At 46.3% G+C, this 15,468-nt stretch carries 13 protein-coding genes; 4 read left to right on the plus strand and 9 right to left on the minus strand.

Going from position 1 to position 15,468, the window contains the following annotated elements:
* Positions 1-37: 37 nt before the first annotated feature.
* On the minus strand, positions 38-2,260 hold the full coding sequence (locus GWR56_RS04790; RefSeq protein ID WP_238395303.1) for a S9 family peptidase: 2,223 nt from the start codon (positions 2,258-2,260) through the stop codon (positions 38-40).
* Between the two features lie 103 nt (positions 2,261-2,363).
* On the opposite strand from GWR56_RS04790, the gene GWR56_RS04795 reads away from it, so the two are divergent.
* Positions 2,364-3,899 carry a serine hydrolase gene (locus tag GWR56_RS04795; protein WP_162430022.1) on the plus strand — a complete coding sequence of 512 codons (1,536 nt, stop codon included), beginning with the start codon at positions 2,364-2,366 and terminating at the stop codon, positions 3,897-3,899.
* A gap of 102 nt (positions 3,900-4,001) precedes the next feature.
* Here the strand turns inward: GWR56_RS04795 and GWR56_RS04800 are convergent, their stop codons facing one another.
* From GWR56_RS04800 to GWR56_RS04835, 8 genes are all read right to left on the minus strand, one after another.
* Positions 4,002-4,316 carry a low molecular weight protein tyrosine phosphatase family protein gene (locus tag GWR56_RS04800; protein ID WP_162430023.1) on the minus strand — a complete coding sequence of 105 codons (315 nt, stop codon included), beginning with the start codon at positions 4,314-4,316 and terminating at the stop codon, positions 4,002-4,004.
* A 6-nt stretch (positions 4,317-4,322) separates the two neighbouring features.
* Positions 4,323-4,739, minus strand: coding sequence for a hypothetical protein (locus GWR56_RS04805; RefSeq protein WP_162430024.1), 417 nt, complete (start codon positions 4,737-4,739; stop codon positions 4,323-4,325).
* A gap of 101 nt (positions 4,740-4,840) precedes the next feature.
* Positions 4,841-5,191, minus strand: a complete 351-nt coding sequence (locus GWR56_RS04810) for a hypothetical protein (RefSeq protein ID WP_162430025.1) — start codon at positions 5,189-5,191, stop codon at positions 4,841-4,843.
* 1 nt (position 5,192) lies between these two features.
* Positions 5,193-6,500 (minus strand): amidohydrolase, encoded by a 1,308-nt coding sequence (locus GWR56_RS04815; RefSeq protein ID WP_162430026.1) that lies wholly within the window; start codon positions 6,498-6,500, stop codon positions 5,193-5,195.
* Between the two features lie 61 nt (positions 6,501-6,561).
* The gene (locus tag GWR56_RS04820; RefSeq protein WP_162430027.1) at positions 6,562-7,071 is read right to left on the minus strand and encodes an FKBP-type peptidyl-prolyl cis-trans isomerase; all 510 of its coding nucleotides are present in this window, start codon (positions 7,069-7,071) and stop codon (positions 6,562-6,564) included.
* Positions 7,072-7,108: 37 nt separating this feature from the next.
* Complete coding sequence (locus GWR56_RS04825; protein WP_162430028.1) at positions 7,109-7,579, minus strand: FKBP-type peptidyl-prolyl cis-trans isomerase; 471 nt, start codon at positions 7,577-7,579, stop codon at positions 7,109-7,111.
* Positions 7,580-7,599: 20 nt separating this feature from the next.
* Complete coding sequence (gene aspS / locus GWR56_RS04830; protein WP_162430029.1) at positions 7,600-9,354, minus strand: aspartate--tRNA ligase; 1,755 nt, start codon at positions 9,352-9,354, stop codon at positions 7,600-7,602.
* 148 nt (positions 9,355-9,502) lie between these two features.
* Positions 9,503-10,750: an FISUMP domain-containing protein gene (locus GWR56_RS04835; protein WP_162430030.1), complete on the minus strand. Its 1,248-nt coding sequence runs from the start codon at positions 10,748-10,750 to the stop codon at positions 9,503-9,505.
* A 442-nt stretch (positions 10,751-11,192) separates the two neighbouring features.
* On the opposite strand from GWR56_RS04835, the gene GWR56_RS04840 reads away from it, so the two are divergent.
* Genes GWR56_RS04840 through GWR56_RS04850 form a run of 3 tightly spaced genes read left to right on the plus strand, consistent with a single transcriptional unit; the run spans position 11,193 to position 15,397 of the window.
* Positions 11,193-13,658 carry a TonB-dependent receptor gene (locus tag GWR56_RS04840; protein ID WP_238395304.1) on the plus strand — a complete coding sequence of 822 codons (2,466 nt, stop codon included), beginning with the start codon at positions 11,193-11,195 and terminating at the stop codon, positions 13,656-13,658.
* A 4-nt stretch (positions 13,659-13,662) separates the two neighbouring features.
* Positions 13,663-14,301 carry a nicotinamide riboside transporter PnuC gene (gene pnuC, locus GWR56_RS04845; RefSeq protein ID WP_162430031.1) on the plus strand — a complete coding sequence of 213 codons (639 nt, stop codon included), beginning with the start codon at positions 13,663-13,665 and terminating at the stop codon, positions 14,299-14,301.
* A gap of 1 nt (position 14,302) precedes the next feature.
* A complete protein-coding gene (locus GWR56_RS04850; protein ID WP_162430032.1) occupies positions 14,303-15,397 on the plus strand; it encodes an acyl-CoA dehydrogenase in 1,095 nt (364 codons plus the stop codon).
* Positions 15,398-15,468 lie beyond the last annotated feature (71 nt).

Here is a 15,468-nt window from a genome sequence, read left to right on the forward strand (position 1 = left end):
CGATATTGAATATTTATCATTCGATATTATTCAGGCCCTACCTCGCACCCGGAGGGCAATGTTCCCTTAAATAATTTGTGTACAGTGTGCGTAAATGCATCCCGGTACCCGGCCCCTCTGATATGCTGTGGGTACGGTTTGGATACAGCATCAGCTGAAATTGCTTGTTGTATTTTACCAGTTCGTTAATCAACAGTTCGGCGTTCTGATAATGAACGTTGTCGTCCCCGGTGCCGTGGATGTACAATAAGTTACCTTTTAAGTTTTTGGCGTAAGTAATGGGCGATCCTTTTAAATAGGCTGCCCGTCCTTCGGCATCAACAGGTACGCCTGTATAGCGCTCCTGGTAAATATTGTCGTATGATAACTGGTTGCCTACCGCGGCAATAGCAATGCCTGTTTTAAAAATTTCGGGATATTGGAACATCAGGTTCAGGGTTGATGAACCGCCGCCGCTCCATCCCCAAACCGCCACCCGAGAAGTGTCGAGATATGAGCGCTCTTTCAGCAATTGTTTGGTGCCCATTGCCAGGTCGCGAATGTTCAGTGTGCCAATGCCTTTGTAGATAGATTTACGCCATTCGCGCCCCTTTGGTACAGGTGTGCCCCTGTTATCTATGGACATGTAGATGTAGCCGTCTTTAGCCATATCGCCGGTGTACATAAAGTTATAGCTGCTGCCGTTTTCGTCCTTTACATTCTGGCCCCAGGGCTCACCGTATACGTATAAAACCACCGGGTACTTTTTAGTGGCATCAAAGTTATCAGGTTTTACCATCCAACCGTCCATTTCAACACCATCTTCTGTTTTTACCTTAAAAAACTCAACGTTCGATTGTGCTTTGTTAGCCGCCGATGCGGTTACCGCTTTTACGGCCTTTTCGGACCCGTCGAAAGTTTTATGCTCCGGAAGCGATACCACCTCGCTAACCGCTTCGGTGTAATAGTTAGAGAAGCTATGTGTAGCGGCCCTGCCATTTGGCGATACATCATATTCATGCGTGCCAGGCTCGTTCATCGGCGTAAGGCGCTCGGCTTTACCGCTGCCGTCCAGCTTGGTACGGTATAAATACTTTTGCGTGGCATTTTGGGGCGAAGCCGAAAAATATACATACCCCGATTTTTCATCAATGGCGTTTATCTGCATTACGTCGTAGTTGCCTTTGGTAACCAGGGTTTCCTTCTTCCCATCGTGGCTTATGCGGTATAAATGTCTCCACCCGTCTTTTTCGCTTGCCCATAAAAAGTCGGCGCCGTTTTTAAACCAGTCCCAGCCGCCATAGTAATAGTGCTCTTCCCATTCGGGTAAAATATCTATCCATGCCGCATCTTTCTCCTGGTAAATGGTTTTTGATTTGCCGCTTGCTACGTTACACAGCATTACCTCTGTTTGGTTTTGCGCCCGGTTAAGGTGCTGAATGATCAGTTCTGTATTGTTAGCGGCCCATTCCATCCGCGGAACGTACGATTGCAAAACAGGATCAGTTGGGATATCCATCCATTTGGTTGCGCCGCCGGCAACGCTTACCACCCCGATTTTGAACGGTGATGGCGGCTCGCCGGCTACCGGGTACTCAACCGGTTTTACATAGGGGTATATCGAATCGGTTGTGTTTAGCATCAGGTAATTCTTAGTTTTACTGGCGTCTATCTGCCAGTAAGCTATCTGGTTACCATCCGGGCTCCAGCGAAAGCCATCGCGGCAAAAAAACTCTTCCTCGTAAGCCCAGTCAAACGTGCCGTTGATCAGTTTTTCGGTACCATCCGTAGTTAATTGTTTAACATTATCACCGGCAAGGGTTTCCACATATATATTGTGCCCGCTTACATAAGCAACCTTACTTGCATCGGCCGAAAACTTGGCAAACATCAGCGATGACGCCGGCAGGTTTGAGCCCAGTTTAGTTAGTTTTTTGGCTGCAAAGTCATATACCCAGTAATCGCCTCGGGTAGCATAACGCCACACTTTCTTCGCATTGGTATAAAGCAACACCTTTTGCCCGTCGTTTGACAGGTAGAAGTTGCGTACCGCGATGGGCTTTTGTCCTTGCGGGGTAAGCATCTCTTTGTTTACCAAAACCGACTTTTTGTTGGCATCGCGTGCATCAAGCACAACAATTTCGCCGCTTTGAACTTTATAATACTGGTAGCCATCTTTTGCCCAGTGGGTTGATGGTATTTGTGCCATAACGGCGGTTTGTGCCAGCGTACAAAGCATAAACGCAATGGCAAACAACCCTGAACGGTAATATTTACTCATGAATAATTTGATTTGATTATTGTCCTCTTAATTTATTAAATAAATAATGCTGCTGTAAATTTTGCGTTAAATTAGCATTTTAAAGCCCTTGATATAACATCCTATGAAAAAATTATACGTACTGCTTGTATGCCTGATGGTAGTTGTGACCGCTAATGCACAAACTGTTGACAGGAGTAAGTTTATTACGGACAGCCTTGATAATTATATAAATAAGGCGCTTACCAATTGGCGTATTCCGGGCGCCGCCGTTTGCATTGTTAAAGATGGCAAAATTGTGCTGATGAAGGGCTATGGCGTGAAAGAACTTGGCCTGCCCAACAAGGTAGATGTAAACACGCTGTTTATGATAGGCAGTAATACCAAGGCCTTTACCGCCACTGCCCTGGCTATGCTGCAGGCCGAAAAAAAACTATCGCTTGATGAAAAGGTAACTAAATATATCCCCGAATTTAAGCTGGAAAATAAAGCTGCCGGCGATATGGCCATCGTAAAAGACCTGCTTTGCCACCGGCTGGGCTTCCGTACGTTTCAGGGAGACTTTACTTTTTATAACACCAACTTAAGCCGCCACGAGGTAATAGAAAAACTGGGTAAAATGAAAGCCACTTATCCCTTTCGTACCACGTGGGGGTATACCAACTCAGCATTTTTAACGGCAGGGGAGATCATCCCGCGGGTTACCGGCAATCAATGGGAGGTGTTTTTAAAAGACAATATTTTTACCCCCCTGGGCATGACAAACACACTGGCCTTAACAGCCGATATGCCCAAAGCGCTAAACCGCACGGCGCCACACACGCTTGTTGACGGCCGACTTACCGCCATCCCGTACTGTAATACCGACGGCCTGGCACCGGCGGCCAGCATTTGTTCGTCTGTAAATGACATGAGCAAATGGGTAATGGCTTTGCTGAATAACGGCAAGGCTGGTAATAAGCAGGTGATACCTGCATCGGCCATAGCGGCAACGAGACAGCCGCAGGATGTAGTAGGCAATGTTAACCATTTGAACGGCGATAGCGGCTTTCAGCTTTACGGGCTGGGGTGGTTTATACAGGACTATGACGGGCGGCGTATAATTATGCACGACGGTGGGGTAAGCGGGTATGTATCGTCGGTAACGCTGGTACCTAAAGAGAACCTGGGCATTATCATCCTCACTAATACGGACCAGAATGCGCTTTACGAAGCTTTGCGATGGGATATCATGGACGCGTTTTTTAAGAACAAAAACTACCATTATAACGATGTTTACCTGGCAAACAATAAAACCAATACCGACGCGGAACTGGCGGCCGATAAAAAACTGCGCGACAGCACACTGCTTAATCTTAAGCCGGCGCTATCGGCCAATAAATATACCGGTAAGTACGTAAACGATTTTTACGGCAGCCTTGAAATAACCCGCGGCGAAAGCGGCAATGACCTGGAGATTCGCTTTGAGCATCACCCGAAAATGTACGCTAAACTGCAGCCGCTTGGCGGCAACCGGTTCTACGTAACCTTCTCCGACCCAGTGTTTGGCAAGGCGATATTCCCTTTTACAGTCAGGGAAGGTAAGGTAACCGGGCTGCGGGTTAAGGTGGCCGATTTTGTGGAGTACAATGCCTACGACTTCAGGAAGGTAGATAAATAATTTCGCGTTCATGGTGTTCATGTTCATTCCTCGTAAGCATCGTTAATGTTCATGAACTGGTGATTCAACATGTCAGCTTTAAAGATATTCTGAGGCGTCTTATTATAGCCAATCGGCCAATGCAGCGCTTAACATCTCAATAAGTTCGGGGTCATTAAACTGGTAGTCGTCCGGTATGTTTAGCACAACAAGCCGTTTGCTATTGGAGGCAAATCGCTGCTTTACCAGGTCGCGGTGTTTATATTCCATCACAAATACCACATCCGCCCAGTCCATTAACTTTTGGTTGAGCCGGATACGCGCCTTGTCGCTTGTGCCGGCGCTGCGGGCGCTATGTAACAGGTGGCCTTTAAAGAGCAACTCCGCCGTGGGGCTGCGCCACTGGTTTTTACTACAGATGAACAGGAGGTTTGACAAGGGTTACTATTGGGGTTTTTTTGAAGATTGATCGCCGGCTATTTTTTTCCATGCATCCATAGTGAGTACAAACATTAACCTCTTGTCGCAATCCCAGATCGAAACATAGTTTTTTGATATCACAATACTTTGCTTCCAGGTAGTAAGGTGCTGGTATAACATGGTAGTGCAAATATCTGTGGCGGTCATAAAGGGCTCTTTTCCCTCAACATGAGAGTGTATAAACTCTAACACGGTCTTGGCTGTATCAGATTTGTCGCCCGCGCTCGCAGATATAAGGGAATTATGGATCCGTTTTACAGAAGCGATCTGATTTGTTTTATCAAAATCAATTAGATAATCGTTACCATACAGAACCACGCCGTCGGTTTTTGGCGCACTTAAAACATACACCCGTTTATGCCCGCCTCTTATCAGGGGCACAACATTGATATCCGTGTTTTGATAAAATTTAAATGTCGTGTCCTGGCGCAAGCGCTCGAGCGCGAGGCGCCTGATGGTGAAGAAGTCTTTTTCACCTGCATTTAATTTCCTGTCCGTAGTATCAAGCGTGAAATTTTGCTCATTAAAATCATTAGTAAACGATATGGATGCAAGAACGCCCGGGTCGTCTCCTTTTCCAAAAAGATATTTTTTACCCCGCTTTTAGTTTCATAAGATAAATACCCGCCAATTAAGGCGCGTTTATCTTTGAACTTTTCTAAAAAAATATCCGTACCATACCATGATGCCCATTCAGACCTGTATAGCGCCTTTCCTTCTGCCATTATACTGTCTGTCCTGCTATCAATATCTTTCCGGTCAAGGTATTTATCCTGCGCAAATGCTGCAGATATTGCCAAAAGGAATAAGAGCGTTGCAGCTGTTCGTTTCATTTTATTTGCCATTTCCGTTCATATAATCCAACGTTAAATTACAAAGCGCTTTAACGCCGAGGGTAAAACCACTTTCGTCCAGGTAAAAATCGGGCGTGTGATGCGATGGAGCTGTTATACTATTGCCGCCCTTTGGCATGCCGCCTAAAAAGAAAAAAATACCGGGCACTTTTTGCTGGTAAAAGCTAAAATCTTCGGCCCCGGTTACCGGCGGGCGCAGCAATACATTTTCTTTACCGGCGGTAGCTTCCAGCGTAGGCAGCATTTTAGCGGTAAGGGCAATATCATTAAAGGTAACGGGATATTTATTGCTGAACGGGATCTGTACCTCGGCTGTGGCGCCGTATGCTTCGGCCGTTTTGGTGGCAATGCGTTTTACATTTTCGGTTATCAGTTTTTCATCCGCTTCGGTAAAATAGCGTACGGTGCCCTGCATCTTCACGCTTTCGGGAATAATATTGAAGCGCGAGCCGCCGTTGATCAAGCCGATGGTTACCACTGCAGGATTTTCGGTAACATTTATGTTCCGGCTTACGATACTTTGCAAACTACTGATAATTTGTGCCGAAACCACTATCGGGTCAACGCTGCTCCAGGGATAGGCCCCGTGCGCCGACCGGCCCTTTACGATTATTTGAAGATCTTTTACACCGGCCATGGTACCGCCCGGGCGGTAAACAATTTTTCCGACTTCGGTTTGCGAATTGATATGCAGGCCAAAAATCACATCAACCTTTGGGTTTTCCATCACCCCTTGTTTTACCATTTCTTCGGCGCCACCCTTTTCTCCAACAGGTGCGCCCTCTTCGGCCGGCTGAAAAATGAATTTTACTGTTCCGCGCAGGTCCTTCTTCATCGAAGACAGCACTTCGGCTACCCCCATCAATATGGCCATGTGCGAATCGTGGCCGCAGGCATGCATTACGCCAACTTCCTGCCCGTTATATTGTGCTTTTACTTTTGAAGCGAAGGGGAGGTTCACACGCTCGGTAACCGGCAGCCCGTCCATATCTGCACGCAATGCAACCACGGGGCCCGGCAGGTCGCCTTTTAAAATACCTACCACACCGGTAGTGGCAATACCAGTTTGTACCCCTATGCCTAACGATTGCAGGTGTTTGGCAATAATGGCCGATGTGCGCACCTCGTGATTGCCCAATTCCGGGTGTTCGTGAAAATCGCGCCGCCAGGCTATTACTTTATCCTGCAAGGCATCAGCTTTAGCACTTACTGCTTTTTTTAACGTAGGATTTTGTGCCGCACCCGATAAAACGGACAAGCAAAAAAGAAGGGTTAAAAGCTTTTTCATCACTGCGGTTTAGTGCAGTAAGATAAGCTTTTAACCCTTAAAATTTAAAGGATAGTATTTTTTATATAGGATCGACAGATGGGGTATGACCATCTACCGATTTTATAGTAATTGTAAATACTAAAACCGTATTGGCCGGAAGCGGACCGTTAGCATACGGGCCATAACCCAGGGCAGAAGGAATGATCAATAATATCTTACCGCCATTTTTTATTTTAGGGACACCGATCTTCCAGCCCGCAATAATGTTTTGAGAGAGCTTGAGCGAGAAATCATCGCGGGCGTCAAATGTGGCGCCGCTAAGGGTTTTACCGGTATAACTTACAACAAGCTGAGAATTTTCGGTTATCGGGTCGCCTGTACCTTCTGCCAATACCTGGTAATAAAGTTCAGGGTGATTAAGGTCTTTAACAGCGGTGATATCGGTATGCGCGCTTAAGTAGGCAACAATAGCATCATCATCGGTTTTTGCTTGTACCGCCGGGTCAACAATAGGCTCGGGTTCGCTGTTTTTTGAGCACGAGGCTAATCCTATAACCAACACGCTTAGTATAAAGAAATATTTTTTCATAATTATTAAAGTTAACGATTAAAATTCAAATATATTACTAACTAATGCCCAGAATATCAATGGTAAACACCAATACGGCGTTTGCGGGAATTTTTAAACCCGACGCCTTATTACCATAAGCCAACGCCGAGGGTACGATAAGCAAGATGCGACCGCCTGTTTTAGCATGTAATAAGCCAAGTTTCCACCCTTTGATGATGTTGTCGCTTAATTTTACAGCCAGGCCGGTGCCGGTGTCAAACTGGGTGCCATCCAATAATTTACCAATGTAATTTACCGTAACGGTACTTGTGGCTGTGGCGGCTGCACCGTTGCCCTCGGTAATTACCTGGTAATATACGCCGTTGGCGTCTTTGGTTGCGTTAATGTCGGCGTGTGCGCTTAAATAAGCTTGTATGGCCGTTTCGTCCTTAGCGGCTTGCGCGCTGGCATCAAACGGTGCCTCATCCTTTTTGCACGATGCAAAGGCAAGAAAAACTAAGCTCAGTATCAATAAATGTTTTTTCATATGATATGATACGTATAAAATTATGACTGCGATACAGTGGTTTTAATTTTTAGTTCATTCATCTGGGCATCGGCGATGGTTGATGGCGAATCGATCATTACATCGCGGCCCGAATTGTTTTTAGGAAAAGCAATAACGTCGCGTATGGAATCCAGTCCTGCGAAGATAGATGTAAGCCTGTCGAACCCAAAAGCGATACCACCGTGTGGAGGTGCGCCATATTCAAATGCATCCATTAAAAAGCCAAATTGTTTTTGCGCTTCCTCCGGCGAAAAGCCCAGGTGTTTAAACATCAGCGATTGCAATTCTCTGTCGTGGATACGGATAGAACCGCCACCAATTTCGGTACCGTTTATAACCAGGTCGTATGCGTTTGCGCGGACGTTCTTAGGCTCGGTATCCAGCAATGCAATATCCTCGGGTTTTGGCGAAGTGAACGGGTGGTGCATAGCATGATAACGTTCTGTTTCCTCATCCCACTCCAGCAGCGGGAAATCAAGCACCCAAAGCGGCGCGAATTTGTTTTTATCACGAAGGCCTAAACGTCCGCCAACCTCAAGGCGTAATTCATTCAGTTGCTTACGCACTTTATCGGTTTCGCCGGCTAAAATTAAGATCAGGTCACCTTTTTCGGTTTCAAAAGCGGCGCTCCATTTGGCCAGCTCTTCTTCATTGTAAAATTTATCAACCGATGATTTAAGTGTGCCGTCTTCGTTATGGCGGGCATAGATTAAGCCAGTAGCGCCAATTTGCGGGCGTTTCATCCACTCGGTAAGCTCGTCGATCTGTTTACGCGTGTAGTTAGCACAGCCCTTGGCATTGATACCAACAACCAGTTCGGCATTATCAAAAATGCTGAACCCTTTGCCTTTTACCACGTCATTCAATTCAACAAACTGCATCCCAAAGCGGGTATCGGGTTTATCAGAACCATACAAGCGCATGGCATCGGCATATTGCATGCGCGGGAAATCCCCAAGCTCCAAGCCTTTAACAGTGCGGAACAGGTGGCGGGTAAGCCCTTCGAAAATATTCAGGATATCTTCCTGGGTGATGAACGACATTTCGCAGTCTATCTGTGTAAATTCCGGCTGCCGGTCGGCACGCAGGTCTTCGTCCCTAAAGCATTTCACGATCTGGAAGTAACGATCGAACCCGCTCACCATCAGCAATTGCTTAAAGGTTTGCGGCGATTGCGGCAGGGCGTAAAATTCGCCGGGGTTCATACGGCTTGGCACCACAAAATCGCGCGCGCCTTCTGGGGTGGATTTGATCAGTACCGGGGTTTCCACCTCAATAAAATCCAGCCCGTCTAAATATTTGCGTATCTCCTGCGCCATTTTATGGCGAAGGACCAGGTTGTTACGAATAGGGTTGCGGCGCAGATCGAGGTAACGGTATTTGGCGCGCAGTTCCTCACCGCCATCGGTTTCATCCTCAATTAAAAATGGTGGGATCTTGGCAGCGTTCAATATCTCCAGTGCGGTAACGGCAATTTCAATTTCGCCGGTTGGTATTTTAGTGTTTTTGTTAGAACGCTCCAGAACGGTGCCTGTTACCTTTATCACAAACTCGCGGCCCAGCTGCCTGCCGGCTTCGCGCAGGTTAGCATCGGTATCGGTATTTAAAACCAGTTGGGTTAAACCATAACGGTCGCGCACATCAATAAACGTGGTGCCCCCCAGGTCGCGCGATTTTTGCACCCATCCGCACAGGGTTACCGTTTCGCCTAAATCGCTGATATTTAATTGCCCGCAGGTGTGTGTTCTAAGCATAATTCCTTCTGTTAAAAGCTTGCAAAAGTACTGTTTTGAGGCGAAAGGTAAAAGCACGTGATATAACTATCTTCTACGTTAAAAATCTACACATTCCACAAAGAGCATGGTGCCAGTATAAAAATTTTAATATTGTTAATTATAGCTGTCAATTTATCTTAATACAACGAACAGAGAAGCCTGCCCTATCTCCCTTATTGGCGCTTCCGCCGGCTAGTTCAGTATCAAAACTTAAAACAGCGGTATACGACGATGTAGCGTCTGACCAAAAAATTGTAGTTGAACCTATGCCGTAATAGACCCCAGAGCGGTATCCGGCTGGCAAGCCCGTAAAGCCGCTACTGTTGGTTGCGCCTGTATTTGGCGACCTCCAATGCGCTGTTCCGGCTTCTTTCATTTTACCGGCAGAAGTATTTGTTGTGCCCAAGTACTGATAAAGCGCTTTCCAATCGGCATCTGTTGGCACGCGCCAGCCAACCGGACAAATATTTCTGGTATCTTTTACAGCATTAAAATTATATAGGCGTCCATAAATTTCAGCGAGACTATTATTATTATCATAGTTACAGTAAGCCCCTTGATTGGTTTGCGGCCAGTCATTATCATTCGTAATATTAGGGATAGCATCCCCATTTCTGTAGTGAGTAACTTTTAAATTTGTCACAAGCCATACCTGATTTCCAATATTTACAGTTTTGTATATGTTACCATCAATGTCAATTACATCTGTTACTACCTTTACTTCGTCACTATATGAAATACCGGCAGCGTTGATAGCATAAGCACGTATATAATAGGTGGTATTGGGAGTCAGATTTTTAAAGGTATAGTTCATAGGATCTGTGTCGAGGGACTCTATGCTTTTTATATCGTTAATTGTGGGGATTGGTGTTTTTGCCAGGCAAAATCCCTTACTAATTATATCATTCCCTTCTTTTGATTCTACGCTCCCTTTTACGGTTATCTCATTGGTTGTACTACTAACAAGCGAGTCAATTGAAACTGTTGCATGGGCAAGTGTAGTAAATGACACCCGCTGGCCATATGATACCCCGGAGGCATTCATAGCATAAGCTCTTACATAATAGGTGGTGTTTTCTTTTAAGCCTGTAAGCTGGCTATTAAAGCTGCTTGCGCCACTCCCTTCAGCCTTCTTACTATCTGAAATAGTGGGTAGCCCCGATTCGGCCCAACAAATACCTTTGTCAGAAACTTCAGAGCCCTCACTTTTTATATTTTCAGCGCCGGATACAGCTGTAGAAGTAGTTACAGATGTTACTTCTTTTGTTGTTAAGGTAGGTGTAGGCTTTTTATCACCATCCTTTTTACACGCATTAGCAAATAACACAAGCGCAATTGCAGATACAAGGGATAATGTTTGGTATATATGTTTCATTCTGCATAGATACAAAATATAAGCAACCAGATTAACTATCCTCACTTCAAAATATAATAATTTTACACGCGCTATGATGTGGTAATACGCTTTAAATCCAGCTCGCTAAAAGCGCACTTCATTACATTATTATTACCGTCGCAAACAATTATTTATCATATTCTCAAACCAAATCCTATATTTGCCACATAATTCTCAAGGGGTGCCTTGCTTTGAGCAATCAAACTGAAAGACAGGCTGAGATCAAACCCATTATTTGAGTACAAAGTCTAAAGCTTTAAGTCTTAAGTCGAAAAATCGGCTTCGGACTAAGAACTTACGACTAACGACTTAAATATGCACCTGATCCGGGTAATGCCGGCGTAGGGAGAGGTAACAAGTTAAGTGTACTGCCATTATACCCTGGTGAGCAGATGGTTTAACTAATTTATTGTTCAACAAATTGAAAAACTTATTTGCGGCGCTCAGCGCCCTGCTGCTGCCTGTCCTGGCATCGGCCCAATTTTCCATCAGCGGAAAAGTAACCAACCAAGCCGGCGAAGCACTGCCCGGCGCAACCGTAACCATTACCAGCCCGGCCATTAACACACAGGCCGATGTAAAGGGTAATTACCAGATCGCCGGCCTGCCAAGCGGCACCTACACCATTAAGTCCACTTATATCGGCTATCAAACCACCACCCAAGCCGTTACCTTAAACGGTAACCTGGCGCTTAACTTTGCCCTTACGAATGCGACATTCAGCGCCGAAGAGGTTACGGTAACCGCCACCCGCGCGGGCAAAAACTCGCCGACAGCGTTTACTAACCTTAGCAAAAAGGACCTGCAGAAAAACAACTTCGGGCAGGACCTGCCCTATATGCTCGCCCAAACACCATCGGTTGTGGTAAGCTCTGATGGCGGCACGGGCATTGGCTACACCGGCATCCGCATCCGCGGCAGCGACGGAACACGGGTGAACGTAACCATTAATGGTATCCCGTTAAACGATGCCGAAAGCCAGGGCTCGTTCTTTGTGAATTTGCCCGATCTTACGTCATCAGTAAACAACATACAGGTTCAGCGCGGCGTGGGCACGTCAACCAACGGCGCGGGTGCTTTCGGCGGCAGCATCAATATACAAACCGCTACCCGCCGCGATACCGGCTACACGGATATCGGCACAACTGTAGGCTCGTATAACACCATGAAAAACACCGTAAGCCTGGGCACAGGCTTACTGGGCGGGCATTTTAGTGTGGATGGCCGTTTGTCGAGGATAAAATCCGACGGGTATATCGACCGGGCATCATCAAGCCTGCGGTCGTTTTTCCTGAGTGGGGCATATTATGGCAAAAACAGTACGCTAAGGCTTAACGTTTTCTCGGGCATCGAGCGCACGTACCAGGCCTGGAACGGTGTGCCCGATTATATTATTGGTGATGATACCCGTAAAGATAACCGTACCTATAACGAGCTGGGCTTGATGAGCGACGGCAACTTTTATAAAGACCAGGTAGACAATTACCAGCAAAACCATTACCAGTTGCTGTACGATCAAAAACTGTCTGATAAGCTGTCCTTTAGCGGTGCTTTACATTATACAAAGGGCTTTGGTTACTATGAAGAATATAAGAACGATGCTGATGTAACCGACTACAACCTAACGCCCGTGGTTATCGGCGGCACAGCCATTACCAATACCGACCTGGTACGCCGCCTTTGGCTGAATAATGACTTTTATGGCGTAACCTATGCCTTAAAATACCAGGCACAAAGCAACCTGAACTTTACTTTGGGCGGCGCATATAACCGTTACAGCGGTGCGCATTATGGCAACATTATTTATACCAAAGAAAGCGCAGGAATCCCGCCAAATTACGAGTACTACCGGGATGATGCTGATAAAAACGATTTCAACATTTTTGGTCGCGGCGAATATAAAGTGGGCAACGCAACCCTCTTTGCCGATATGCAGTACCGCAGGGTTTACTACTCCTTCTTAGGGTTCGACAGGAACCTGAACAACGTGCAGCAGAACGCCACGCTGAACTTTTTTAACCCGAAGGCCGGTATCACTTACGAGTTTGATGAACATAACAATATTTATGCTTCCATCGCGGTGGGTAACCACGAACCAAACCGTAACGACTATACCGAAAGCACTCCGGCAAGCAGGCCCAAAGCCGAAAACCTGAAGGATTTTGAGGCCGGTTACCGCATCAGCGGCGATGGATTTAAAGGAGGCATAAACCTGTTTTACATGTTGTATAAAAACCAGTTGATACTAACCGGGGCCCTAAATGATGTAGGCGGGGCAACGCGTATCAACGTTGATAACAGCTACCGCGCGGGCATTGAGCTTGACGGCAGTATTAAAATTACAAACCAGTTGAGCTGGGCGGCCAATGCCACTATCAGCACTAATAAAATCAAAGATCTGAATATTGCCCTGGCCAGCTACGATGATGATTATAATCCACTGGCCCCGGTTACGCAATCATTCAAAAAAACAGATATAGCCTACTCGCCGTCGTTGATCGTGGGGAGCGAGATCGCTTATTCGCCGGTAAAAAATGGCAGCATCGCCTTTATCAGCAAGTATGTAAGCAAGCAATATCTGGATAATACCGGGAATATTAACCCGGCGGGTTACAGCACCTCGCCCGATGTGGCCAATAACCCATACGCGGTTAACCGGTTGCTAAAAGCCTATTTTGTAAACGATGTAAGGCTAAGCTATAACATCCATACGCAGGCTATCAAAAACATAAACCTTGGTTTACTGGTCAATAACGTTTTCAGCAAAAAGTACGAGGCCAATGGCGCTACTTACCCCGAAGTGGATAGTGGCACATTAGTTAACTATAACTACTATTTCCCGCAGGCAACGCGCAATTTCCTGGCATCGGTAACTTTTAGTTTTTAGGCCGATGCAACACTGGATAGCACTGTTCCTGGAACAGGTAAAAGCAACAACCTGGCTGGAATGGGCCGCGGTGATTTTGGGCGTGGCCGAAGTGATACTGGCAAAGGCAAATAAAGTGTGGCTGTACCCAACGGGTATAGCCTCCACTTTAATTTCTATTTACCTGCTGCTTAATACCACCCTGTATGCCGAATGTTTGTTAAGCTGCTACTATGTGGTGATGAGCGTTTACGGCTGGTACCACTGGATAAAAAAACGGGACCAGCCCCCCGTAAAGGTGAGCTACGCTACACGGCACGAATGGATAATAACGCTGCTTATTGTATTTGTTGGGTGGGGCATATTATACCTGGTGCTGGTTAACTTTACCCCTTCGACCGTACCTGTCTGGGATTCGTGGGTATCATCAACAGCATGGGCGGGTATGTGGCTCTTGGCCAGGCGCAAGGTGGAAAATTGGATATTGCTTAACTTAAGCAACCTGTTTGCCATCCCTTTGCTGTATCATAAAAACCTGGTGATGTTCGCCGTACTCACGGTCGTCTTATTTGTGGTAGCAATATTCGGTTATTTTGACTGGCGAAGGATAGCTAAACGCTTCACCAACCAAAACGAGGAACAAACTTTTAGCGTTTCACAATAAAATGGAAAAAATTCAGCATCCATCATATTTGTTAACCCCCGAATGGATTGACACCATACGGAATAACGCGCAGGAAGCAGAGCGTATGGGTAAACTGCATCCGGCACAATTGCAGCTTGTATATGAGCAGCAGTGGTTTAACTTGTTGGCACCACACCGGTATGGCGGCGCCGAAACGCCATTGCCCCAACTCGTCAAAACAGAAGAGGCGCTGGCCTGGGCCGATGGCAGCCTTGGCTGGGTGGTAACCCTGTGCTGTGGCGCGGGATGGTTCGGCGGCTTTATGAATCCAGCCATCGCGAGGCAGATCTATAGCGATAAACACGTGTGCCTGGCGGGTAGCGGGGCAGCCACCGGTACCGCTACTATCACCGGCGACGGCTACATCATAAATGGCGGTTGGAAATATGCCAGTGGCGTGCACCATGCAACCTATATTACGGTTAATTGTAATATTTTGAATGACGGTAGCCCCGTGCTGAATAAAGACGGGACACCTTTGATATTACCATTTGTACTGGATAGGAAAGATGTAATGCTACAGCCGGGCTGGAAATATATGGGCATGATTGCTACGGGCAGCGACGCTTATATGGTAAATGATTTACGGGTTGATAAAGCCCGTTGTTTTAAAATAGACCCAGAAGCCACTGTAATAGATGCCCCATTGTATACTTACCCGTTTTTGCAACTGGCCGAAGCTACGCTGGCGGCAAATCTTTCGGGCATGGCCATTCATTTTATGGATTTGTGCGCTTCTGCTTTTGAAAGCCGGATCATCAATATTCGCAGGATAAAACCGGAAAATGTGGAGGTAATGAATGAGATGATGCGATATGCGATAGGATTGCACGACCAGTCGCGCGCAACATTTTTTTCAGCAGTTGAAAATTCCTGGAGCGACCCCAAAAATGAAGACAAATTGATGGCTGTAAGCAGCACAAGCCGCGTTCTGGCTAAAATATCCCGTGAATGTGTGGATGAATTATATCCTTACTGCGGGCTGCAGGCGGCCTCGGCCGATAGCGAGATAAACCGGGCCTGGCGGGACCTGCACACGGCCAGCCAACACAGTTTACTCACTTTTCTTAATTAATTTTAGCTTTGCTTTTTAATTAAGTAACATAAATATCACATGGTTTAAATACTGCAATGGTGATATTTGCC

Origin of the sequence: Mucilaginibacter sp. 14171R-50 (assembly GCF_010093045.1) — a bacterium.
Taxonomy (GTDB): domain Bacteria; phylum Bacteroidota; class Bacteroidia; order Sphingobacteriales; family Sphingobacteriaceae; genus Mucilaginibacter.

Coding starts and splice junctions, on each gene's coding strand:
- GWR56_RS04790 (WP_238395303.1), bottom strand. CDS start 2,260: ATGAGTAAATATTACCGTTCAGGGTTGTTTGCCATTGCGTTTATGCTT.
- GWR56_RS04795 (WP_162430022.1), top strand. CDS start 2,364: ATGAAAAAATTATACGTACTGCTTGTATGCCTGATGGTAGTTGTGACC.
- GWR56_RS04810 (WP_162430025.1), bottom strand. CDS start 5,191: ATGAAACGAACAGCTGCAACGCTCTTATTCCTTTTGGCAATATCTGCA.
- GWR56_RS04815 (WP_162430026.1), bottom strand. CDS start 6,500: ATGAAAAAGCTTTTAACCCTTCTTTTTTGCTTGTCCGTTTTATCGGGT.
- GWR56_RS04820 (WP_162430027.1), bottom strand. CDS start 7,071: ATGAAAAAATATTTCTTTATACTAAGCGTGTTGGTTATAGGATTAGCC.
- GWR56_RS04825 (WP_162430028.1), bottom strand. CDS start 7,579: ATGAAAAAACATTTATTGATACTGAGCTTAGTTTTTCTTGCCTTTGCA.
- aspS (WP_162430029.1), bottom strand. CDS start 9,354: ATGCTTAGAACACACACCTGCGGGCAATTAAATATCAGCGATTTAGGC.
- GWR56_RS04835 (WP_162430030.1), bottom strand. CDS start 10,750: ATGAAACATATATACCAAACATTATCCCTTGTATCTGCAATTGCGCTT.
- pnuC (WP_162430031.1), top strand. CDS start 13,663: ATGCAACACTGGATAGCACTGTTCCTGGAACAGGTAAAAGCAACAACC.
- GWR56_RS04850 (WP_162430032.1), top strand. CDS start 14,303: ATGGAAAAAATTCAGCATCCATCATATTTGTTAACCCCCGAATGGATT.